Origin of the sequence: Desulfoluna spongiiphila (genome assembly GCF_900101345.1) — a bacterium.
Taxonomy (GTDB): Bacteria; Desulfobacterota; Desulfobacteria; order Desulfobacterales; family Desulfolunaceae; genus Desulfoluna; species Desulfoluna spongiiphila.
Genome location: NZ_FMUX01000005.1, coordinates 1 through 24,417, shown reverse-complemented (window position 1 = coordinate 24,417; position 24,417 = coordinate 1). Strand labels below are relative to the sequence as shown.

General features: G+C 46.6%; 18 protein-coding genes. 3 read left to right on the top strand and 15 right to left on the bottom strand.

Going from position 1 to position 24,417, the window contains the following annotated elements:
• Nucleotides 1-1,479: 1,479 nt before the first annotated feature.
• Both BLQ12_RS08390 and BLQ12_RS08385 read left to right on the top strand, forming a co-directional pair.
• Nucleotides 1,480-3,897 (top strand): ATP-binding protein, encoded by a 2,418-nt coding sequence (locus tag BLQ12_RS08390; RefSeq protein WP_092210180.1) that lies wholly within the window; start codon nt 1,480-1,482, stop codon nt 3,895-3,897.
• A gap of 991 nt (nt 3,898-4,888) precedes the next feature.
• Complete coding sequence (locus tag BLQ12_RS08385; RefSeq protein ID WP_092210178.1) at nt 4,889-6,145, top strand: hypothetical protein; 1,257 nt, start codon at nt 4,889-4,891, stop codon at nt 6,143-6,145.
• 631 nt (nt 6,146-6,776) lie between these two features.
• Here the strand turns inward: BLQ12_RS08385 and BLQ12_RS08375 are convergent.
• From BLQ12_RS08375 to BLQ12_RS08325, 11 genes are all read right to left on the bottom strand, one after another.
• Nucleotides 6,777-9,503, bottom strand: coding sequence for a LuxR C-terminal-related transcriptional regulator (locus tag BLQ12_RS08375; RefSeq protein ID WP_092210174.1), 2,727 nt, complete (start codon nt 9,501-9,503; stop codon nt 6,777-6,779).
• 768 nt (nt 9,504-10,271) lie between these two features.
• Nucleotides 10,272-10,712 carry a MarR family winged helix-turn-helix transcriptional regulator gene (locus BLQ12_RS08370; protein WP_175469590.1) on the bottom strand — a complete coding sequence of 147 codons (441 nt, stop codon included), beginning with the start codon at nt 10,710-10,712 and terminating at the stop codon, nt 10,272-10,274.
• 228 nt (nt 10,713-10,940) lie between these two features.
• The gene (locus tag BLQ12_RS08365; RefSeq protein WP_092210171.1) at nt 10,941-12,827 is read right to left on the bottom strand and encodes an FUSC family protein; all 1,887 of its coding nucleotides are present in this window, start codon (nt 12,825-12,827) and stop codon (nt 10,941-10,943) included.
• A 20-nt stretch (nt 12,828-12,847) separates the two neighbouring features.
• Nucleotides 12,848-13,789, bottom strand: coding sequence for an HlyD family secretion protein (locus BLQ12_RS08360; RefSeq protein ID WP_175469589.1), 942 nt, complete (start codon nt 13,787-13,789; stop codon nt 12,848-12,850).
• 81 nt (nt 13,790-13,870) lie between these two features.
• On the bottom strand, nt 13,871-14,083 hold the full coding sequence (locus BLQ12_RS08355) for a DUF1656 domain-containing protein (protein ID WP_152004414.1): 213 nt from the start codon (nt 14,081-14,083) through the stop codon (nt 13,871-13,873).
• A gap of 1,049 nt (nt 14,084-15,132) precedes the next feature.
• Nucleotides 15,133-15,399: an NAD(P)-binding domain-containing protein gene (locus BLQ12_RS08350; RefSeq protein WP_092210164.1), complete on the bottom strand. Its 267-nt coding sequence runs from the start codon at nt 15,397-15,399 to the stop codon at nt 15,133-15,135.
• Complete coding sequence (locus tag BLQ12_RS08345; RefSeq protein ID WP_175469588.1) at nt 15,396-16,058, bottom strand: NAD(P)-dependent oxidoreductase; 663 nt, start codon at nt 16,056-16,058, stop codon at nt 15,396-15,398. Before BLQ12_RS08345 ends, BLQ12_RS08350 begins: the two co-directional genes overlap by 4 nt.
• Nucleotides 16,059-16,136: 78 nt before the next feature.
• The gene (locus tag BLQ12_RS08340) at nt 16,137-16,673 is read right to left on the bottom strand and encodes a Crp/Fnr family transcriptional regulator (RefSeq protein WP_092210160.1); all 537 of its coding nucleotides are present in this window, start codon (nt 16,671-16,673) and stop codon (nt 16,137-16,139) included.
• A 115-nt stretch (nt 16,674-16,788) separates the two neighbouring features.
• Nucleotides 16,789-17,556 carry a crotonase/enoyl-CoA hydratase family protein gene (locus tag BLQ12_RS08335; RefSeq protein WP_092210158.1) on the bottom strand — a complete coding sequence of 256 codons (768 nt, stop codon included), beginning with the start codon at nt 17,554-17,556 and terminating at the stop codon, nt 16,789-16,791.
• 106 nt (nt 17,557-17,662) lie between these two features.
• Nucleotides 17,663-18,493 carry a class I SAM-dependent methyltransferase gene (locus tag BLQ12_RS08330; protein WP_092210156.1) on the bottom strand — a complete coding sequence of 277 codons (831 nt, stop codon included), beginning with the start codon at nt 18,491-18,493 and terminating at the stop codon, nt 17,663-17,665.
• Between the two features lie 102 nt (nt 18,494-18,595).
• Nucleotides 18,596-19,039 carry a DUF3795 domain-containing protein gene (locus tag BLQ12_RS08325; RefSeq protein ID WP_092210154.1) on the bottom strand — a complete coding sequence of 148 codons (444 nt, stop codon included), beginning with the start codon at nt 19,037-19,039 and terminating at the stop codon, nt 18,596-18,598.
• 435 nt (nt 19,040-19,474) lie between these two features.
• On the opposite strand from BLQ12_RS08325, the gene BLQ12_RS08320 reads away from it, so the two are divergent.
• Nucleotides 19,475-19,861 carry a septal ring lytic transglycosylase RlpA family protein gene (locus BLQ12_RS08320; RefSeq protein ID WP_226859990.1) on the top strand — a complete coding sequence of 129 codons (387 nt, stop codon included), beginning with the start codon at nt 19,475-19,477 and terminating at the stop codon, nt 19,859-19,861.
• A 793-nt stretch (nt 19,862-20,654) separates the two neighbouring features.
• Here the strand turns inward: BLQ12_RS08320 and BLQ12_RS08310 are convergent.
• From BLQ12_RS08310 to BLQ12_RS27755, 4 genes are all read right to left on the bottom strand, one after another.
• Nucleotides 20,655-21,497: a hypothetical protein gene (locus BLQ12_RS08310; protein WP_092210149.1), complete on the bottom strand. Its 843-nt coding sequence runs from the start codon at nt 21,495-21,497 to the stop codon at nt 20,655-20,657.
• A 99-nt stretch (nt 21,498-21,596) separates the two neighbouring features.
• Nucleotides 21,597-22,064 carry a hypothetical protein gene (locus tag BLQ12_RS08305; RefSeq protein ID WP_092210146.1) on the bottom strand — a complete coding sequence of 156 codons (468 nt, stop codon included), beginning with the start codon at nt 22,062-22,064 and terminating at the stop codon, nt 21,597-21,599.
• 83 nt (nt 22,065-22,147) lie between these two features.
• The gene (locus tag BLQ12_RS08300) at nt 22,148-23,281 is read right to left on the bottom strand and encodes a PD-(D/E)XK nuclease family protein (RefSeq protein ID WP_175469587.1); all 1,134 of its coding nucleotides are present in this window, start codon (nt 23,279-23,281) and stop codon (nt 22,148-22,150) included.
• A gap of 88 nt (nt 23,282-23,369) precedes the next feature.
• Nucleotides 23,370-24,308 carry an HNH endonuclease gene (locus tag BLQ12_RS27755; protein ID WP_139163911.1) on the bottom strand — a complete coding sequence of 313 codons (939 nt, stop codon included), beginning with the start codon at nt 24,306-24,308 and terminating at the stop codon, nt 23,370-23,372.
• Nucleotides 24,309-24,417 lie beyond the last annotated feature (109 nt).

The following is a 24,417-nucleotide window of genomic DNA, read 5'->3' as shown; positions in this document are numbered from 1 at the left end:
TTGTAAAGGCAGACTCAAATAGTAGTAGCAGTAGGGGGGGACAGGCTCTTGCTATGAGGGATTAATGGACTGCGCTCCGGGATGTACCGTGGGCGCCTGGGATAATAAATCGGAGCCTGAAGTTCCGGAGTGAGGCCTCCTTCGATTTGCCCTCGTATCATATACGACCAGGCATAATCTGGAGTTCAAGGAATGCCCTGAGCCGCGTCGAGGCGCCCTCCACACCCAAATCGAATAGTCCGGGCACATCATAGCAACGCCCTCCCTTCAAGAGCCTGTCCCCTTTTTTTCTTTTTTGTCCATGTCCATGTCCATACCCAATAGCGAATCTCAACACTATTCAGTCATAATACCAACACAACAGATTAAGTCACAGACGATATCTCGAAATCTATCAGAAAATACCGGTCCGTTTTTTCGACCTTTTCTCTTTCCGGTATGACGGACTACTTTAGAATCCACGAGCTGAACCTTTATTCTACGATCACGCCATACTGAAAAATAAAAAAAAGTTCGTTTTATAGGAATTGAACAGCCGAAAAACAAATCATTTATCAACGAAAAAGTAATTCATTATCATCGCATTTTATCAAAGCAGCCGCCATTGCTCTGTCTTCGGAATACCCCCCTTTTCAGTACTCCTATGGCATCAATTTTGCTTTCTTCAGCTCAAAAAACCTTCACACCAGAAAGACAACACCTTTTGGATATGAGTCCTCACAGACTCTGGATCACCGCAGACATGGAGACACGAATGCAGCGTTTTAACTGAATCACCATCATCTTTACCCATCTGAGTCTATCTTGTTTAGCGCTATCAACTTCCACTACGACTACGGGGTCATCCCCAACCGGGAAAACCCGAGGGGCAACATCACAGGGCCCTATAAAAGGAACCCCTGAAAACCTGGCCTTTATGATACCCCGGAACCAAGTGGAGTTGGGCAAGGCAGGCTCATTGGAAATCAGCACACGGAGCCTTCTTCTACCCCCGGATCTTCCATGGGATAACGATTGTGCAAAATCGATAATGCGTCCCTGCAAATGCTTAAACATGTTGAAATTGAATTGATCCGAAAAAAAAATCAAAAAAGGCAACCCAGGCCATCGCAACGAGCCTGTTTCATTATAATTACCTGACATGGATTGGCATCAACCATTAACCTTTATAATCATGCAGTTGAACAACAATGATAAAAACTGATAATTGGATACACCATTTTCGTCCCATGCCTGTTTTAAGGGGCTTACATTTTACACCAGTATGCATTGACTTGATACCGAACAGGGTATATTGTCATCCGCCTTGATTGATAGGGGTACAAGATCGATCGTGATAGAAACTTACCGGAAAACCTCTCTGTCGAATCTGTCGAAATTAAAAAATTAACATCAGCGATAATTATTCGATACATTCACGCAGAGAGCCATAGACTCAACATCACCGCGTCCATCGCCGATGAACACAAAGCAAGAATCATGAAATACACATATTCAATTGTCTGCGCCATTTTGATCCTCTATGTTACCAATTTTCAGGCTGTAAGTGGCCTAGAGCCTTCTCCCACCCTCCGGGTTGGTATTTACAACACCCCCCCTTTCTGTTTTACCGGCCCTGACGGCGAGGCCCTGGGTATCTATCCGGACCTGATAAACAAAATTGCGTCAAAGGAACACTGGAAGGTAACGTTTACCTCCAGCAGTTGGTCAGAGGGGTTAGAACAGTTGCAGCGGGAAGAGATAGATCTCATCGCCCACATCGGCTTTTCAGAAAAACGTCAGCGGACCATGGATTTCAATCATGAATCCGTCTTTGACGAATGGGGGCAGATCTTTTTAAAACCGGGCACTTCCATCGAAAGCATCCAGGACCTGGAGGGGTTGCATGTCGCCGTTGAAGAGAATGACATGAATGGACATAACTTCATCAGAACCACGGAGTCCATGGGGGTCCACTGCAACATTGTGATCATGCCCACACGTGAAGATGTCTTCCGTGCGGTCCAGGCAGGTACGGTTGCAGCCGGAGTGACCTCGCAACACTTCGGCCTCAGACATGCTCGAGATTTCAAATTGGTTGCAAGCTCAATCCAATTTTCCCCTTTTTCTCTCTTTTTTGCTTCAAAGAAAGGGTTCCATGGTGACAAGCTCACAGTCATTGATACGTACCTGCATCGGTGGAAACAAGTTTACAACTCCTACTACCACGAGCGGCTTTTCTATTGGATGGGAGCAAACGCTGCGTATGAAAAAACCGTCATCCCACGCTGGCTCACCAATACCGTGGGAGCCATTATCATTATTTCAGCCCTGCTGGCGGCTCTAAGCCGAGCGCTTAACAACAAGGTAAAGAAGAAAACCCGTGAGTTACGTTCTCAAAAGAAACAATACAAAGATCTGGTGGAGAATGCCAACAGCATTATCCTCAGAATGGATAAAAGCGGCCGGGTCCTTTTCCTCAACCGGTTCGGCCTGGACCTCTTTGGATATACCAGAGACGAGATCTATGGCCGAAACATACTGGACATGATTCTCTCCCCGGAAACTGCGCAATCATACCATTTCATCACTGCAGATAAGAAAACCTTCAAACTTCCGGAAGATTATGAATTCATGGAAAATGAAAATATCTGCAAAGACGGCAGAACCGTATCCATTCAGTGGAGCAACCGAGCCATAAACGATCATCAAGGCCATTTCCATGAAATTTTATGCATCGGCACGGACATCACCCAGCGTCGCCAACTGGAAGCCAGCCTTTCCCACGCCCAGAAAATTGAAGCCATCGGGACCCTGGCAGGAGGCATTGCCCATGACTTCAACAATATCCTTACCATCATCTTTGGGTATACCGATCTGGCAAGGCTTTACCTCGACAAGCCCGACAAAATAAAAGACGCCTTGGACCAAATCTCAAAAGGGGGGCTCAGAGCCAAAGAGCTCATCAGCCAGATCCTTACGTTCAGTCGCAGGTCAGAATCAAAACAGCAGACGCTGCAACCTCTTCATATTGTTAAAGAGACAATCACGCTGCTGAGGCCCGCCCTTCCTTCGACAATCAAAATCGAAAGCGTCCTTGCCTCAAAAAGCACCATCCATGCAGACCCGACCCAGATTCACCAGATCATCATGAACCTCTGCACAAATGCCTATCATGCCATGGAAAAAAACGGAGGGACCCTGCGCGTAGCCCTGACAGATACCCACATCAGGGACAACGAAACGGGTGCAGCTCAATCGCCCTCAAAACCTGGCGACTACATTCTTCTTGAAGTAAGCGACACCGGCTGTGGAATTGACCCGGAAATCATAGAAAAAATTTTCGACCCTTATTTCACGACAAAGGAGAGAGGAAAAGGAACAGGCCTTGGGTTGTCTGTTGTCCATGGAATTGTAAAGGACCACAAGGGACATATCCATGCCCAAAGCCTTCCAGGAAAAGGAACGACCTTTAGGGTATACCTGCCTGTTTTGAAACATGACATCAGCTCCGCACCGAAAGATATCAGCCGAGAGCCGATCACCGGAGGTGATGAAACGATACTTGTTGTCGATGATGAGATCAAAATCACAGAGAGTCTGTCCCAGATTTTGTCTCGACATGGCTATACGGTCAAGGCATTTACCGATGCAGCAAAAGCAATCGAATTCTTTCAGGATGCTCCGGATACTGTTGACCTGATCCTTACGGACATGACCATGCCGGGCATGAGGGGTTCTGAACTCACCCGGGAAATCCTCCGCTGTCGCCCGAAGCTCCCTGTGATTTTGTGTTCCGGTGACATCGAGCCACTGTCTGTTGAATATTTACAGGAATCCGGTATCGCAGATTACATCCAAAAGCCCATCATGATGGGGAACCTGCTTCAAAAAATAAGAAAGCAGCTTGATGGATAAAGAGACTGTCCGTCCCCTAGTTTGCTGGTTTATATTCGCATTTCTCTACCTGATCCTACCCGCCCCAAAAACAACGTTTTTCTGAATAGATAGAAGCTCTTTCCCCCAAAAGTGGAAGATACACAAACATTCCCCCTTTCGGGGGAATTACCCATCCCGTAGCTTAGTCTAAAAACTCAAAAAGACATAAATTATTCATACACGATACGTTATCAACTTTATCGTCGGCAGGCAAAAACCACTCCCCAAGAGATAGACTCCACAACACTAACAATCCTTTTGGCTTTGGCATGGAAACCTGAATCTCTATTGCATCGCTGCAATTCAGTTTGCCATACCCAGAAATCTTTTATCTATTTGTAAAGAGCTAATAGAAAAGTAAATTTCCGTTTCGCCCCCCACCCATTCAAGACAAAAATTTTTAATTTTCAAGCCACTGCAGCACAACCTACCCCCAAATAGGTAGAAAAAATTCTAAAAAACCTCCCTTTTGGGGGATTTACCCATCAATGACTCTGAGTTAAAAGAGAACCAAACACCTCTGATCGCCCTCCAGAAAGTTAATTACGTTATCCTTTTGCGAAAAAGACATAAGCGGTTCATACAGCCCAGTAGATAAAAGGCACCTGAAAACAAAATCAAACGTTTTAGAACTCAAGTCTCAAAAAAAGAGAACACACCTTAATTCATTATTCAACGATTTCTACAGGCCCCATTCGCTTTAAGGGTTAGGTCCATCAATCCCGATGCCTGATCCGGGGCGATAATTCATCAACACCATAACGTGAAAGGAGTCAAAAGTCATGAATCGTAACCTGGTTATCTTGAGCAACAAGCATTCCGCCCTCCGAGACGCCCTTGAAAAAAACAACAGCGTCTCTGGTGAATTCGTCAAAACGCCCCCCCCCGGACGTCTCAGGTCGACGGCCACAACCTTTTGTTCATCGATACCGAGTCTTTCGGTGAATCCCAAGTAACCCAGGACAACCGTGTGGCAAATGCACTTGAAAGGGGCGTTCCCATCATCATTGAAAGCCCCACAGCCCAGCTTCTCACGGAGCTGACCGGCTGTGGCGCAGAAAAAGTTGAAGCGGCACTTATTGTCCAGGGAAAAGGCCGATTCTTCTACTCCGTGTCCTACATGGATCCATCCGCAACAAGTAAAGAATGTGGAGTGGTTCAAACTGAAATCCCGGAGGACCAACGAGGCAACGGCGAGGAGGAAGCGATACAACAGGAGTCTCCCCTTCCGACAGCCACCACAACAGAAATCACGGACGACAGGCTCGAGACTCGCCTTGTTGAGGACCTTGGTGACATGGAATCCGTGAACCGAAAGCTCGAGACATTGCAAAATGATCCTTTCCAGCAAAGCGACATTCCGGACAACCGTAAATGGTCCCACATCTGGGAAAGTGACTGGATCAACAACGTCAAAAATGATCCGTCTGAAGAACAACAAAACAAGACACAAAAACTTCGTTTCAGGTACTCGACTACCTTCAAGCTGCTCGCAGCCGACGAACCAGCCAAGGTCAAGATACTCAACACGGTGGTGGGAGGATTCGGATTCGATCCTGTGCCTGGTGGAGAACAGATGATCCGCAACGACCATAAACACAGGGGCTGGGCACAATCCGTGACAGCCGTCGAATTCAACCCTGTTGACGACGCGTTAGGGTTCATCCAGGACTATGTTCCCATCAATCAGGCGAATAGCGTCACCATCAGTGCCGGTTACAGTTGGGATATCGGTTTCACGGGGGGCGGCGGCCCCGAAGGGCCCGAAGGAAGCCTCAGCTTCTCCTACGGCCAGAACGCAAGCCACACCAAAGAATCCAAGGACTTCAGAACGTTAACAGAATCCAGAGGAGACAACGGTATCATCTTCTATCACAATGCCAACATCGTGGGGGGCGACACCGAGATCAACGCCCTAAACCTGTTTGATGAAGAGTACTGGAACAGTGACATGGCCAAATTTTTCTATTTTAATTTCCCCAACGGGGAGCGGGTCCGAGGCTGGCCGTCCCTTTCCACCCAGCTCCTCAAACCCGATTCCGAATGCGTCTGGTACGCCAAAGCCGACGAGACCCGAACCGCAGTTATAGACTATTATGGTCACCAGGGGATTAACTACTTCTACACAAAATCATACAATAACACGAACCACTTCGACAAAAGTATAAGGCATGCCCGTATTTCACTCACTATGGACACTGTGCATTACAATGACCCAGAGAGCTGACCGGAGGACAATACAACAGGCAATGGATAATTCGTAAACACGGTTTTCCGGCCTTTATGCATCCGAACATACGCCACCTTTTTCGGTGATGAGTTCGAATTCAACAGCACCTCGCCTGAAATCCGGGAAAGGATTAGCCTGCGCCTTTTGAAAAACGTCCTCATCCCGGAGCCGGGTTCACATGAATCCAGCTCCGGGATTTCATCAACATGTCAGTCGTCAAATTTTTTTTGCTTCTGTGGGGGAGATTCCTGTGTGGACCGATCGACTTATCAACCCAAGCGTCAATGACGCCAAGAAAGCCTGATTCTTTTGAAGCGAAAGGAAACCAACAATGAAAACGCCCGCATTAAAAGCTCTTATGACCCTTACAGCTTTCGCCCTGGTATCCACAGGGTGCCAGTCGTCAATCAGCGACAGTTCGTTATCGAGAATTGGTGACAACCAGGTTTCCTTTGGCAGTGGAGACAATACCAACAACATAGACAGCATTGCGCTGCCATGAAAATTCCCCGAATGGGGTATTTTGCCCAGGTCCGTTTCCCCCATTCGGGGTAGATCCATCGAATCCTAATAAAAAGTAAGTAGTTCAGAGGCAGCATATGCGACGCACCAGATGAACTGAGGACCTTCATGTTACGATAAACAGACCCAATTCCCGAGCTCTGTTCAGTGCGTCGATGCGGCTGTTTGCCCCCAGTTTTCTAAATATGTTCTTCAGGTGAGTCTTGACGGTACCCTCAGAGACATTCAATATCTCGGCGATCTCTTTGTTGCTCATTCCCTCGGCCAGTAACGGAACGATTTCGGTTTCGCGTTGCGTGAGCAAATTGACAGGGCCTTGGACAAAGGCCTGCTTCCTTATCGCCGAACTCCTGGCCGATGCCTCCCCCACGGTCCCCGATTCCAGACAGGCCGCCAGAACCTGTTGCCCAAAGAAATGCTCGTTGTGATCGCTTACAAAGCATGTCAACAGAGCCGTCATGGAAGGTCCCAAATCCACAAAACTTCGAATCCATCCCCCGGGTTCCGCCAGGTCCAGAGCAACCGTCATGTACCCCTTGGCAGCAACACCATCCCCTTGCATGTGGCAGACAAGAGCTAAAAGCGCTGAAACCTCGATGTATACGTTGACCCGATTGATGCTGTGCATCCGACCTTCCAGTTCCCTGAGTCGGGTATATGCCTGATCCAGGCTCTCCTGGGTGGCTTCGGCCATAAGGCATTTGATGGGTGTAAGCTGAGGAACGTAAAAAAACCACAAGGGTGGGCGCCCGTTAAAATCTGTGTGGGCACTGATTCGTCGGGCCTTTTCCAGGTTTCCCTGTCTAACCTCGGTCTCCGCTTCAAACCCTAAAGCAATGGATGCTATCCGTTCATGACCATTCCGGCGGCAATGCGTAATAATCTGCTCACGAACCAGTTGGGCGGCCGTCTCATCGCCACCCGAGAGGTAAATGCATGAAAGGATAAAACCGGCCTCAGCCACATAGGAGGCATTGGCCGTGTGGCGTGCATCCAGAACGTTTAACAGGTCTGTTTCCGCCTCCTTGAGGTCGTTTTGCAGATATGAGGCCACTCCCTGAAAGTAATGTGCATAGGCCCTGGTGTGATGGAATGAGGCGTCCCCGACAAATCGCCGGCACGCAGACACGGTTCGCATGACACCCGGCAGGTCCCCGTTCATGTAGAGCGCTATGCAAAGATGAAAATAGATCCGTGCCTGTATATTGGCTGGCCACTTTGGATTGGCCAAGGCCTCTTTAATCACAAAATCGACTTGCCTTTGTTCTCTCCGCATCTGGTAAAAGCAAGCCGATATCCCCACCTCATATGCCTTTATAAATATGGCCTGCGCTGGTAACTCCCCAAAGGCATCACGGGCGTAGAACCGACTTCTGTCCGCCGAGGCTGTAAAAAGCCCCATCAGGTTGTGAAGCACGCGTACCTCGCTCGTCAATTCGATATGGGCACCCAAGCCCTGCAAGTGACCTTCCAGCCTGTCTTCCGCCTCGTCCATCCAACCCTGGGCTCCTGCATAATTCCCCTGCTCAATGCAAATGAATGCCCTTGTGGTGGCAACCAGCGGATCTTTCGCACAGGCGCTCTCAGGCAGCATGCCCAGCAAGCGATCCAGTCGGATTATCTGGGAGCTGTTGAGCAAGTCGTGACGTTTGCCCACCACCAGCGCCACGGCCCCGGAAATGTCTCCGGATGCCAGCAGGTGGTGAACGGCCTCTTCCAAAAGGTTGTTTTCGGCAAACCAGTTTCCCGCAGCCCGGTGCAATGCGAAGATTTCTTCACTGGACACATCTTTTTCGAGCATCCCGTTCAGAAAATCACGAAAGAGATGGTGGTATCGGAACCAGTATCCCTCCCCGTCCAGAGCCAGGGTAAAGAGATTATTTTCCACGAGGCCTTCGATAAAAGCTTCTGCGTTTTCTCTCCCTTGAGAGGTAAAGCGCTGCTGATGCATGTACCAGCAAAGGGGTGCGCAAAACCGATCCAGTATCGCGGTTTCATGAAGATAGAAAATCGTGTCCGAGTCAAGATTTGAAACCACCTCGGCAAGAAGGTATTTGGCAATATGTAACGTACCGCCGCCCAGTTTCTGTGCATCCTCCCTGGGCTTACTTCGGCCATCCAGATAGAGCCCGGCCAGACGCAACCCCGCAGCCCAGCCTTCGGTTTTGGCTTCGAGAATGGAGACAGTGCTTTCATCCACCCCAGCGGAGAGAAGACGCTCCATAAAGGCGGCTGCTTCGGCCATGGTCAACCGCAGATCCGACGCCCCGATCTCCGTGACAAGCCCGCGTCCCCGCATGGTGGCGACGGGTAGCGGAGGCTCGCTCCGCGACAAAACCACAAGAGACAAAGGCCTGGCCGGATGCTTCAGCAGGGCTGATACCACTTCATGGATCAATGGCTCCGTAATGTAATGGTAGTCATCAAGCACAAGCCCCAAGGGTTCGGGCAGCCCATTAAAATCGTTCAGAAGGTATCGGGCAAGGACGGTGCCGGAAGGAAGCTGTCCGGCATCAAGAAGGACTTCGGTATTGAAACGATACTCCGGAAACGCCTCTTGAACAGCAGCAAGGAAATAAGTAAGAAACTGGCGAAGGTCATCATCCTCCCCGTCTAACGAAAGCCACGCGACCCGCCAGTCGCAGGCTGCAGCCCAGCGACTGGCCAGGGTACTCTTTCCGTAACCGGCCGGTGCCGATATTAAGGTCAAAGGGCGCTGTCGCCCCTCTTCCAGCAGAGAAAGCAAACGGCTTCTCCGCACAATATCGGGCGCAACGGGGGGCCTTTGAAGTTTGGTGTAAAGCAGAGCATTTTTCTTTGAATTATCGGCCATGATTTACTCGCGACAACCGCTAAAAGGACCTGGATCAAATCGGAAAGAACACCTTGAAGAATTCCCTTATCTTTGCATCAAAACGTGACGTGACAACATGATCGGATGTGATTTTATCACATCCCTGCGGAGGCAAGCCTACAAAGGGGGGACGTCATCTACCAAATACTTAATCGGACCAGAACATCAGGGAAAACTCAAGGCGCTTCGTTCGGGATATCAAAACCTGGGCCTCAACTGGGGTGCACGCTAAAAGATTTGACTTCATGCTAGCTATTTTTCTTCTTTGCGAAAGAGAAGCATTTCACAAGGAGAAAGAGAGGTCAAGTCTATGTTGTCTCTTTCTATTACCCCTCTGAACTATCAACCGAGAATTGAACTCACAGGAAATCAGATTTATCAAAGGAAAAAATAAAAGGGACAGGCTCTTCATATCCTGAGTGAATACTCAAAAAAGAGCCTATCCCGTTCATTTCATAAGAAAACGAGGATCTTAAAAAAGATAAATGTCATTACGCCTGGTTATGGAGAAAAAATCGCCATGCTTCAAAACTGCAAATTGTAATTCACCGTTTTCTGATCGAGTTTCTCACCCCTCGCGCGAGTCGAGTATACCCATCTCCTGCGTTGCCAGAACGTTGAGGTAAATCACTACGTCTACGGCTCTGGTACATTGAATATGGGTGCGCGCGACTCGTGAAATATCCGGGCTATATCTGATTCATATCTAAGATCACATGTTCCCGGTAAGGCGAAAGCCCGATGTGACTATTTATTTTGGGAATCCTTAATGGACTGGACCAGGGACTCAATGTGGGCGTTGTAGCCTTTGATTCTTAGAACCGAAGCGTCGGTTAAGGGAGACGAGGTGGTTTGAGCAACGGCTTCAATGGCTTTCAGGTAACTGGGCAGGATTTCGGACATGAGCTTGTGCCCTTTTGGCGTCAGACTGACCATGGCTGAGCGTCGGTCGTTGGGGTCGGTTTTTCGGTGGATAAGGTTGTCCCGTTCCAAAATGTCGAGATTGTGGGAAGAGGATGCCCGGGTCATGTCGGCCACAATGGCAAGCTCAGCGGGTCTCATGATGCCTTCGTGGTGAAGAAAAAGCCCCCTGAGCATATCGAAACGACCCTTTGGCTGGCCGCTGATGGTCTCCGTCAGCAGCTTCAGCATCTCGTGGAGTCGCTCCACTTCCAGAAACCAGTTCATTGTCCTCTCAAAGAGGGATTCATCAATATCTTGATGTTCACGTACATAAGAGAGTTGTGCTTGAAGCATCTCTTCTTTTTTCATGTTACCGTCCGCCTGTTACAGTTTATTGAAGCTTTGCCTTGAGGTGCCTATATGTAAAAATCTTAACAACCGGTGTCAACGAAAGATGTCCGGGTCGCCTTGCTGATCTCTGGCAAAGGTATACGACGAGTCAGGCCAAGGTACTTATGGCTGCATACGCCCCATGGCAAGCTGGTCTGCATGACCACGATAAATCCGGCGCAGTTCTGTTGAGGCCTGATTAGAGGGACCGCCCATAATTCCGTTGCGTTTGTGATCCCCCTTCCCAAGAGCCAATCCATGGACCAGGCACCTTGAAAGGCTATCCGCAGCCAGCGCCGCCATGGCGGCATGGTTTGCTTTGGTGGGGCACATCCCACGGCTGGCGGGCCCGGCCCATGCCATCATGAGCCGGGCATGTTGCCGAGCTGTATCAAGGCTTTCAAGGGCTTCTTTCGATGATGACGTAGAAAGGGCCAGCCTGATCTGTTCAAGGCAACAGGATGCGTACCGGTGGAACCGACGCTTGGGGGACGAGGGGTAAAAAAGCGCGATGAGAGGCCCGGAGACCAAAGTGCCTCCAACCATACACCAGGCATAGCTTGTGACGACGGCAAATGAAGCCATACTCGCTGAATAGCTGTAGACGCAGCTGTTCATAAGCACCCCCACCAGCATCCCTAAGCCCCGAATGCGGGGGTTGGGTGCGTGCATGACCCATCCCCAGAACGTAAAAATCGATGCGATCACAATAAAAAAGAACTCGGTACTGTGGATGGCCGGGAGGACGAAAAAAAGAAGCAACGCACTCAAAACGATTGCAACAAACTGAATGACAACAACAAACGGCAATGTCAGTGCGGGTCCTGCTGTGCAGAAAATGATCTGAAGGGTGCCAAGAAGGGGGATCCCGGAGCCTCCGGGCCAGCCCGTACACCGCCAGAGAATCATACCAAGGGTTGTTGCTGCTCCGGCAAGAAGTGCTTTTAATGCGCTGTGAAAGGGACCTCCGTAAGGATTCTCCCTTCTTGGTTGGGGTGCCGTCTGCGTGCAAGCAGCCTCAGTAAAGGGACATTGCCTGGCTTCATATTCAAGGCGGTTCAGACACTCATGGGCCAAAGGAATTAATTCGCACCAGGGGCCCTGGAATGCGGTAGATGGCAAAGGCCCGGGATCGTTGTCACCATGAAACGGACATGGTGGCTCGCCCATATGAGGCAGTGCCGTACGAAGAGTGTTCAGCCTGTTTGCCAGAGTGCGAAGATAGCATGCAGAAAGGCTTCGGGACTTCAAGTCAAATGAGGCTGAGGGCGGTTCGGTGCAGATCAGAGTAAGGTGAGTGGCCAGATCGTCCAAAATAGATAGAACGCGTTCATGCCCCATACGTTTTTTTCGGAATGCCTCCGTGTCACGGCAGGCGTGGCGCAGTTCATCCCGCAGCAGAGCAATGGAGCCGGAAAAATCTCCAGGTTGAAGCAAAGGGGCAATGCTATCCTGGATTGCCTGATTGGCTCGTAGGCTGGACAATTCGGAGAGTTTTTCAATGAGACGAATGACGTTGTCCCGATAATCCTCGCCTGCATATCTGGGAAAAATCGCCTGATGGGAGATAACCACGGCCACAAGACCGATGGACACACCGCAGACACGGTCCATGCCCAGATAAAACGCTATAATTGGTGTGTCAACTCGGGTCAGGGTCACAAGCCCGGCGGCCACAACAGCCCAACGCCAGAACTGAGGATGCCGTGTTTCCAGCATGGCGTAGGTTCCGAACATGGCCAGTGAACCGCAGGCCAGGGCGTAGACCAGGCCTGCCTGGGAGAGAAGACCGACGAGAAGAAGCCCGGCTAGTGTTCCCGCGATATTTCCAATGAGGCGTTTAAAGAGTTTGTCTGAAACGGCACCATAATTCATCCCCTCAACTACGAGAATTGTTGTGAGTGCCCAATAGGGATTGTCCAGTCTAAGCCACAGCGAAGCATACAGAGCCCCCGCCACAGCAAGCCCCATACGCAACGCATACCCCGCCTGTCTTATATGCATATGCATGTTACTCTCCTTGCGATGTGTCAGGATCCGGTGCGGATGGCGACCGATGCCGTAGTTCCGGGAATGACCCTCAGACCCTTGATTGCTGATGAAAAAGTTATCTCCACCGGCACCCTCTGGGCCAGGCGGACCCAGTCAAATACAGCCGGAAGGCTTGGAACGAGCCCACCTGAGGCAGAAAACTCACTGGGAGAAATGGCACAGCCAATGCTTTTAACCTGACCCGTCAGGGGGGTGTCGGGCATGGTCATGAGGGACACCGTGGCAGGGCTCCCTATCTCAATGGATTTCAGCTGGGTCTCCTTAAACGCTGCCATCACATGAATACTCCGGTCATCCACAACCGCCATCACAGGTTGGCCTGCCACGGCATAATCTCCGGGGCTGATCCTTACGTTGACAACATGCCCGTTCACCGGAGAGCACACTTCTGTGTACGAGAGGTTCAGCTCCGCCTGCTCAAGGCGAAGGCGTGCGCTTTCGATAAGCACGTTGTCCTCCCCTGTGGCACCAAGGCGCATTTTTGCTTCCTTCAGTGCGGCCCGTGAAGCGTCAAGTGCAGAGGCAGATTCGTCAAAGGCCCTCACAGCATCATCCAGGCTCTTCTGGCTGATGCTATTATGCTCCAAAAGGAATATGAACCGCTCTTTGTTACGTTTGGTATTCACATAGGCTGCTTCGGCCGATTTAACGCGAGCCGTGGCGATGTCCACCGTTGCCCTCAGGGTTGCCGCCTCTTGTCGGGCCTTCCGAAGAGCAGATTTTGCGCTGTCCCGTGCCAGGATGTAAGGCCTTGCGTCAATGCGAAAAAGCACATCTCCATTGCGGACCTCTACGTTGTCTGTGACCTTTACTTCAGAAATCTTGCCATGAACCTGAGGGGCCAGGGCCACAATATCCGCTTCGACGAGGCCATGCCGGGTCCATGGACGAAGCTCATATCGGCGGTAAGCCGTCAGCATGAGCAGTCCTGCTACCAGAATTAGTCCACCTGTGGCGAGCAACCGATGTGCGCTGTTTTTATGGAACTTCATGCTCTTTCCTTACGGGGTTGTGGTGATAAGGGTCAACAGGGCGCTGTATCCTGCTGCCATGGCCGTTACGACAAGCATCGGATGGCAAAAGCGGCGCATGAGGTTACATGCCTCAAGGACACGATGCGTTACCATCGCCCCTGCAAGACCACCGGTAACAATGGGAAGGAGGGGGGGAAAGTAAAGGCCGCAAAAGGAGATCTCCATGGGTGAAACAGACATGATTAAAATTCCTCGTATGGGTTTGGCCGCCTTACCAGGCAGAGTATAGTTATCGTAATGCCACGAAAAAAGCACTGTGACCATCCCGGCAAATTGAAACAGGAAGGGCATTGCCAATACCCTTCCTGTTTGGTTTGGAGATTTACCTTCCGAAAGGGTGTTCGGGCCTTTCGAAATCGGTGGGCGGCATTGGAGTTACGGGCGTCGCCAAATGGTGGTGCTCGTGAAAAGATACAGCTGCAATCAATCTGTGGTGTGCTTTAACCAAGTCCTCCAACAAAGCGGTATTCAAAAACAAAAACATGAAAGCAGGTCTTTAATATGGTGTGCAGACATTGCCTTCAGTACATGTGCAACATCACGGAGAGTTTAATTAGACGACTGATAGTTAGATGTCAAATCATTTTTATAGGCGCACTGCCGGCAGAACAGAAAACTCAGATAGGGCAAGGCTCTTTTTTGCGGACTCAACACATAAAAAGGCCTTAACGCTCTCTTCTCAAACATTCCACGAAATGGCTCATGTTTTTTGGGGGGAGAAAGTAGGATCAACCGAGTTAAAAAAGGGAGGACAGATAGGACAAAGATAAAATCATCTATTAAGGAATAAAATGGGCACATTTTACCATGGGTGCTGAGGAAGCCCCTGGGTGGACAGCCGACACTTACAGCAACTTGTACGGTCAGGTCTCTGTAAAGCGCTTCAGAGAATACCCCCCTCCTATTCCCTTAACCCGGATATTTTACGAGACGAGTGCGCCCATATTCAAGAGGATAAAAAGATAAGGGACAGGCTCTTGATATGAGCGATTGATGGGCTGCGCACCCGGATGCAGCGTGGGCGAATGGAATAATAAGTTGAATCCTGAAATATCCGGGTAAAGACACCTTCGATTTGCCCTCGCATCTTATACGCCCAGGCATTGTACCGGAACGCATGGTATGTCCTGAGCCGCGTCGAGGAAACCTCCGCGCCGAAATCGAACAGCCCGGGCGATACCAAAGCCCCTAAAGAGCCTGTCCCCTTTTTTCCTTTTTTCTTTTCTTTTTTACAGGGCGGACTTTTTCATTTCAGCCTGACTATCCAAACCCGCCGACAAGCGAATCATTTCCGTCAATGCACTCCAGTCCTTATCGCCTAAGCCGTTCATTGCAGCTGCCATCAGGCTTTCTTTTGCAAGTGAAGCCACACCGGCTCTTATGCCAACATCTGCAAAGGCCTTTTCAAACAGCAGCGAATCCTTCAAACCGCCAGTAAGCGCGAATCCGGCATCATCAAAGGTTCTGTTTTTGATTTTTTCGACATACTCAATCATCGGGCCGGACTCACCAAAATCATTTGGGCAAACCCAAAAATAATCTCTTTATGAAGATCACTTTTTTCTGTAAAGGCAAAGACTTCACCAAACATAACCATTTGCGTCATAGCAAAATAATTGACGCACACTTTTAATGCATTGGCTCGACCTGGTGCTCCGTGAATGGGGATGATTTTTTTCGAATAGCAGTCGACAATGGGGCGAACAGTTTCAATAGAGCCAGAATCCCCCCCCAAGATGCTGATAAGTGATCCCGCGGCAGCGGCATCAGGTCTTCCAAGCACCGGTGCTGCAAGATAATGGGTGTGGTTTTCTTTATGAAGATCCCGAAGCTTGTTTGCTGTGGACGGCAGAATGGTTGTCAACCCAATATGAATACCACCGGGCTTAAGGCCGGCGATAGCACCATCGTCGCCTGCGCACATCTCAAAAACCGAAGCATCGTCCATAAGGCTTGTCAGGACTATATCCGATTTTTCAGCAGCTTCACGGGGGGAACCTACAACTGCGGCCCCTTTTCTTACAAAGGGCTCTGCCTTTGCGCATGTGCGATTGTAGACGCTTACCTGATACTTTTCCTTTAGGATATGGGCACATATTGCTGAACCCATTTTCCCAAGACCGATAAACCCGATTCTGAATTCTTGTTTCATCATGCATCCTGTTTTGCTGTTTATGTGGTTACCGAGAGCCGAATAATGGCATACACAGCAAACAGGCTGCATTAACAATTGTTAATGCCGATCTTTGTTTCGAATCCGACTCAAAGAGACAGGGGTTATCCCCAGGTAAGACGCAATGTAATGATGTGGCACACGTCTGAAAATTTCAGGATTTTCCCTTATTAACTCTTCATAGCGGCGCTTCGGGCTGTTCTTTATTCTTGATAAAAACAACCTCTGATAGTGGTAAAACCGATGATAGATAAGCTCATTGACCGCCTCCTTCAAGTCTGGAGAATCGTTCAGCGCCGAAAATAGTGCATCTTTATGCACCGCATGCAAAATGGAGGGTTCTATGGTCTCGATATTGAACAGGCTGGGTTTGCAAAGCCTTAAACTTTCAAAAGAAGAGATAAAACCGCCGTCAAAAAAAAACTGGACTGTAATGTCATTGCCGTCATCATTAAACCAAGATCTAATGCAGCCTCGTTCAATGAAAAACGCATATTCAGACACATCGCCCTCGTTTAAAAGCCGTGCTTTTTTCGGGTATTCTTTTCTCTCCCCAAACCGTTTTATCGTATCTCGAATGAGTTCAATCTCTTTCATATGACGACAACTTTTTATATCCTTGATTAATTGGCAACAGTAACCCCGAATAACAAACGGTCAAAAATACTGCATGTTGCATCCTGTTACTCCTGATTCTCGGATCCCAACAGGACTATTCAAACGCCCCATGCTTTCCAACGCCTTTAGTGAACATCGTAGCACCTTGAAGTGTCTCCCCGCTATTGATAGGAGTCATGCCACGTTGAAATTCGTTTTTCATGGCCTCCTCAAAGGTTTTATCCCATTGTTCATAGGCACTCATGCGGTCATTCAACATACATGTCTGAGGGAAATGTGCTATCTGATCCGCCAAGGCTTCTGCCGCTTCGCGGGATGTACCATGGGGCACGATTCTGTTGGCCAGCCCCATCTGTTTTGCTTCAACAGCCTCAACGGGTCGGCCAGTCAAGATCAAATCCATGGCATGGCTCATCCCGATCAGCCGAGGTAGCCTTACAGTCCCCCCATCTATCAGAGGAACGCCAAAGCGCCTGCAAAAAACGCCAAACACAGCCGTCTCTTCCACCACCCGCATATCACACCACAATGCCAGCTCCAAGCCACCAGCAACAGCATAACCCGAAACTGCAGCAATAACCGGTTTCGAAAGAACCATCCTGCTGGGTCCCAGAGGGGCATCGCCATCCGGCTCGAAACGGTGCCTTCGGCTCTCATCCTTGCTTGTGGATAAATCCCCACCGGCACAAAACGTATCGCCTGCGCCACACAATACAGCAACGGAGCAGGAATCATCATGTTCGAATTCACGAAATACATCCGCAAGAGCTGTAGCGGTTGGGCCATCAACAGCATTTTTGACTTCGGGTCTATCAATAATTACGGTGAGTACCCTTCCCTTTCTTTCGGTCAGAACGGCCATAACAGGACAACCTTTTCAGTAATATCGTCAGATATGATATGGATACGAAAAACCATGAACAGAGCCCGGTTCAAATCTATCATCAAAACGACCTGTCCCTCTTCCACTAAGTTGAGTTGTTATACTGTTTGACGCCCATTGTATATAACACACCCATTTCAAACCAGATGCCTTTCTCTGATGCAAGCTCTTTTATTTCAGCCAAATGCTCTTTTTTGAATTTTGTGAAATCATTTTTGGAAAGTTGATTTACCAATCCGCGAAACCCTCCATTCCATATTATGTACCACCAGTCCGAGGGATCCCTTAAATAGTAACCACACTCTATCTGCTGACATTTTATATCCTGCAATCCGGCTTCTTCAAAAAGAGAGGTGCATTGTTTTTTCGTAGCAACTCGTTTCCACGTCATGGTTGGCACTTCAATTCCATAATTTATAATTCGATTGAAAAACAGATCGGAAAGAGGAGTAAAGGCATGATTGGAAAATGTTGTGATGAGGACTGTGCCTCCAGCTTTTACTTTGCTGGCTATATGGATTAGTTGTTTTTCCATATCCTCGACGAAAAAAAGACTAAAGCCGCTTACTGCAACATCGAAATGATTATCTTTGTAAGATATAGCCTGCATATCCATTTCAACAAAGACAACATTTTGTATTCCAAGTTCATTTTTGTGTTTCATGGCCTGTGTGAGCATACCCTGTGAAAAATCGATACCCGTCACGTGTCCATCCGGCAAATCTTTGGCAATAGCAAGTGCCATATAGCCAGTTCCTGTGGCCACATCAATGACATGCTCATCTCCCCTCAAATTTAAAAATGAGGGGATTTTCTTGGGAGCCTCAGAAAAAAACCGCATGGCTGAATGTCCATATCCATCAGAAACAGCATTAAATGTCTTCTTATATGATTCCTTCAAGTCACTATGATCCATAACAATATCTCCTTGTATGACCTGAGGCATAGCGTGGCCCTCACCTGTCAAGCGACATCTACTCCGCCACAATGGCGCGTTATCTCACCTGAGATGATATTATTAATCAGATAGTGTCCAAGGTTTGGTAAAGTAGGTTTCGCGAACCACAGATGCCTTTGACTTTGCCCAATGTTCCAGCCCCATCTTATTTATTAAACACAAATTGAAAACTTTCATATTATGCGGCAGCTCAGCAGCCCTGTCAGCATAAGGGTGTAAGTTGTCGCATGGAAATTCGTTGCAATCTCCGCATAAATCAAAGCCCTTGTTCTTAGAGCATTCATAAGCAGCACAACGATGCGAGTCACCGAAGATATGCTTTTGCAGTGGTATCTTACCATTGTGATTTCGGCATCCTTTGCACAGCATTATGTCAACAGGCACATTATAGTCTTCGGACATTTTTTCGACAGCAGCTCTTGCTTCCTTATTTTCAAGGGCCAAATAGAAATGGCAATTAAAGCAATCAAGGCCACAGGGTGCAGTCATGTGAAAATAATCCATACGTGATCCTCCGCTTAGTTTTTCAGATTGATTTTGACAGGGAAGATTATAATTCAAGCGACGGGAATAAAGCATCACCCATTTGGGGGATAATGATAAAATTTAAGTAATATAACGAGCCTGGCGAATAACCCCGTTTCCAGGACCACCCCTCCAGACTGATGTTGAAGTAAACGTTTCAGACGTTCATCACAATGATCCAAGCAACAGGCTTTTCATGCGCAATCGATCACACAGAGGCTGCCCATCTCGGTCTTTTTCGACATTACCAGGCGAAAGACCAGCCGGATCAGCGATTGACAGAGCACACACACCTTTTCATGGTAGAGGATTGGTCAATGTGATAAATAAGGGAACTTTCGTTATACCCCACATCAATCACGGCCCTTGATATTATTGGTTATATAAAAGAAACAGCCTGGAAGGAGAGTTTTTTTGGCAGTACGTAATAAATTATTTTTTTGTATGATAGTGGCTTTCACCGTAGGTTGCACGAGCCTTCCCAAGAAAAGCCCTTCGAAATGGATTGGCTATACCGAACGAGGCAAAGCGTCTTTTTACGCCATGAAGTACCAATTCAGAAAAACAGCAAGTGGCGAACGGTTCAATCAGTTATCCAAGACAGCCGCCCATAAAAAGATTCCATTTGGCTCAAAGGTCAAAGTGACAAACACTAAAAACGGCAAAAGCGTTATCGTCAAAGTCAATGACAGAGGCCCCTTTGTTAAAGGGCGCATCATTGATTTGTCCCGATCGGCATTCAGTAATATCGGTAACACCGCTTCCGGTGTGATCAACGTCAGGATCGAAGTGATCGAATAGAACGTGCCCGCTATCGCTATGGATGATCGATGATCGATTGGGGACAGGTTCATCACCGGCCATTTAACCATGATATCGATACAGCATACTATGTCACAAAATGCTTCGCGATATCTTTCATAAAGAGCCTGTCCCCTTTTAGTTGATATGCTTCAAAGACGACTTGCTTAGAAATGTAAAACGGTTTTGTCTTGATCCGAAGGTTCCTCCCATTTCCTGATTGACCTCCGTTTCTCAACTGGACAGGCTGCCACCTTCGCTCCACCTCCATTACAGAAGCTTCAACACTACTACGAGGCAGTCCGCCCCCTGTGCCCTGCATTGGTACTCTTACGATGCTGATACCACACCGGTTCTCCCTTAACATCAGGACGACAGGTTCTCATGTTCCGTATCAACGCCTGTTCTGAATTCATGCCACCTGAATGCCGGCTGCCACTTCGCCCGTTTTCCAGATCACGTCGAAGCTCATCCCGGAAATACGCTCGGTCCCCGGTTTTGACAGCGTTTGTACTCATATCGACACCTCATCAGTGGTTCATTTGCATTCATCTCTTCAGAACACACCTGACAGGTTTCTTTCTGCCTTTTCCCTATCGCTCACGACCATCACTCTTAATGAAAGCCGCATAGGGCGGTTTGGCCCCGATCTCTGGTGATCGAGTCCGAGGGGCCTACCCTCATCGTTAGTACAGCAGGAGAGACCGCAGTCTCTCGTTCATGACACACGAGCGTAGCGAGGGTACCTGGAGCGCAGCGGAAGGCGGTCCGACACAATTTATTTGTTATAACCTTAAACTCTTAACATAACCCAGCTACCATTAATTTTGATGAAATGGGCATTATCAAGGAATATACCATGATTCCAATTGTTTGTTTTGTTGACGCTTTCTGGGTTTTTACCTGCAAAAACAATAGATTCTCTTGAATAAATAGGACCTGGATTTTTTAAAAAGACAAGAACAACACTTTTACCTACCACAAACTCTAACTGATCAATAGTTGATAGCTTTACAATATAATTATCAACACTAAGAATCTCATTTAATTGTTTTAATGCAAGTTTCTTTATTTTTATGTTTTTGTATTTGGGGTCAAGGGGCTCTCCGAATTCGAAAGCTTGATTAGTTTGCTTTGTTCTAAGGAGGGCACAGTACTTTTCAATCAGAATATATATTTGGTTTTTATCAGTGTCTGAGAATTCTTTGATCGATTCAGCTTGCTTAAGAGCATTTTCATTTGCGTTGTTTGAATTTAAGGTAAATCTATCTGTATAAAACTCGGCTATATGGTCAGCTGAAAAACCATATACCTGTTCTGATTTAACCTGCTTACCTGTTAACAATTGTTTGATAAATATAATATCAAAATTTCTTGGAAGTAAGTTGGTACCCTGTGATTTTGTAGCGTGATAACTTATCTTGTTTTCACCACTAACAAGCCAAGTGGAAAATGTTGAAAATATGGAATCCCCGTTTGTTCTTTGGATTGGATCATCATTTATATAAATGATTGTATTCCACCCACTGCTTGGAATATTGAAGCCAATTATTTCTTGTGGATTCTTTGGTTTTTGGCAAGAAATCAAGAAGATAATCGACAACAAGATAAGACTGTTTTTGAGTGTAATCTTCATGATGTACCTTTGTTATAACGCTGCGCTCAGGGGCGTCAAAAAGTGGAGCGAGGAACGAGCGCAGCTTTTTGGCGTCCCTTGCAGCGTTTTGTTAAGCCTTTACATAACGTGAATATCTAAAAATTCCAGTGTGATTTGCAGGTCGTTAATTCTTTTGATGTGGAATCTTGCGGTTAGATCACTAAGATAACCACTCAATGGAACATCATTAAAATGAACCATTCCCAAATATTCATCTGGGTCTAATCCGTATAAATTTTCACGATCTACATCAATGCTATCATTGCTAATTATATCTCGATCATCTCTTCCTATCAGAGATGAAATTTTGAACTCTGTTACTTCGTATTCGTCAAGCATGAATTCAAGGGTCTCTTTATCTCCGTCGATTACCCCATAACCATTGATGCATTTTTCTAAAAGTTCTGGTGACCATTCATTCTCTTCAACAGAAAAAGGAAACATGGAAAGTGCCTCCTCATAGTTTTCTGTTGAGAGAAGTTCATTCCATTCAACTACCAAATTTTTTATCTCTGTATCTGTTGCAGTAATGGGTAATACTCGCATTTTTTTCGATACCTTAAAGGGGCTTAACGTTGCTATTCAGCCGCGCGGCTTTTTGCGTCGGCTGAAATAGCCTTGTTAGAGGATTATTTGTATTCTTCTCTCAATTTCCAAAAACTCGGTTCCTCAGTGACGAGATTGATTAATTTAATTGCTTCTTGATAAAACTTTTCAGATTGATCTTCTATTGTGGAAGTTCCCCAAAAAACATCTAACATTGGCTTTCGTATGTGTATGGGATGCCATTTATTTTTAGACTTTTGGTTAGAATCGGATAAATGGTCATAAAACTGCCAACCCTCATTTGATTTGGAAATTTTCTTGGATAAATTGTTGATTAGCTCAATGTATGATGCGTTTGTTCTGTAAAGGTTATGTAAGTCATTGTGAAAACTTATAATTAAACAAAAGTCAGGTCCTTTGTTTAGGTTTATAGGATCTGTATGATGGTCATTCCCATCTACTAAGATTCCCACAAAAATACCCGGTCTCCATTTGTCCAATAAGTTTAGTCCAATCCTTCCCCATGCTTCACCGTAAACAGAACCTTTTCTCTCTTCGATAAAAAGGGAATAACCATTTTTGATATTCGAAGACCATTTTCTTGATTCTACATTTCTTACTAAGTTGGAAATTTCGTTTTTCAAGTTTACTGAAGAATAATAGTACTTGATAGATTCATGACTTATTGGTGCAGGAGGCCCCATCCCCTCACTATTTAGTAGATCTAAGAAATCTTTAAAAATAAAGGGTAAATTGTCATTTTGTCGGTTAATCCAACGCGTAATAATATCGTGAATATCATGCCAACATAAAGCTAAGTCTGGATCTTGTTCATGTTGGTACTGCGAGGCTGTAATGAGAACCATTTTATGGGTTTTGAAATGATTTTCTGAATAATTAACATAATTTTTTAATTGGTGTTCATGAAGGTTACTCCAAGCTTTATGCTCAAATACGATTGCGTTGTCGCCTGAAAGGCATACCATATCAGGAAAAAGACCCTCAAAGTTATATTGTGTTATCCATTCGCAATTCGTTGGGTCAAAACTATCGAGTTTCATATTAGGATAAGATTTTAGAACTTCAAGAAAGTATTCCGAAAAGTCAGGAAAATTTTGCAATAGCCATGCAAAAGCCTCCGTTATAAAATTTTCTAAAGAATCTTTTCCTTCACGTGGACAATATTTTTTTAATGATTCGAGTAAACTTGTTCTCACGACTATTCCTCTAACGCCTAAATGAGGGACTTTTTAAAGTGAAGCGAGGAACGAGTGCAGCTTTAAAAAGTCCCTCTCAATTTTATTGTTATAAGATATTTTGTTTAACCGCACTAAGTATTTCTGGAGTGAAAATTCCATCTAATTCATCATATCCAACAAAAATATTCTGTTCACCAGCAGCATAACAGTCAATTTGATATTCTGGAAACGTAAACACTACACCCCAGTTATGTAAGTTGAAGTATTGAAAATTTTCATTATTTGGTTGTGTACCACTTTTTACACAACTTTCATCTTTTTCGGAGTCTAAAAGTAATTTTTCTCTTACCAAATCCGATAAATTAACCAATTTGCCTTGAATTATCAAATTGTCTAACGTTACTGGAGTAAAAGGGTTTAACAGAAAGTTTTGTACGCGCGTGCTCTGCCCTCTGTGAGCTGCGCCGGTAACATATCGAATAATTGTATATTTTATACTTATAAGACCGGGATCACGACGGATAATTTCGTATTTACCTCTAAGCCAACTTATTAAAGAAGATAAAATATAATCTTTCTTATTTTCTTCGATATGGTTCAAATGCTCTTGACGCATTGAGACAAGTAGCTCATTACCCCATGCTTCTATATTTTTCGATGCAATACGTTCAGATGGCTCGTTAAAATCTGGAAATTCGAAGTTAAAGTCATAACCTGGAGGTGCCTCATTGACTTCTGAAATACATCGTTTAATTTCTATTATTTTCTCGCTAAACTGGTTTGGATCAAATTTAAGTGAATCTTGTGATAATTTAAATTTATATTGTTGTAACGACTTTCTATCAATCTCACCTTTGTGTGCACGCCTATGACAAACTGGGCATAAGGCGATTAAATTATCATACTCATGCTTTTTGCATGTCTCCCAAGGTACTATATGATGAATATCAATTTCAGTTTGTCCACATCTCGGTATTGCACATCGGTGACCAGCCTCTACCAAAATGGCACGTTTTAATTCCGCAGGAATAGATGGTCTACTCACTATATCTTTCCTTGTCTTAGTCGTGGTAGGAATACCGGTTGCCCAATACCCCCCACACAGATCCGGACGTGAAGTTTTCCCTCATCCGGCTCCTCGGTTGTACTCGCTT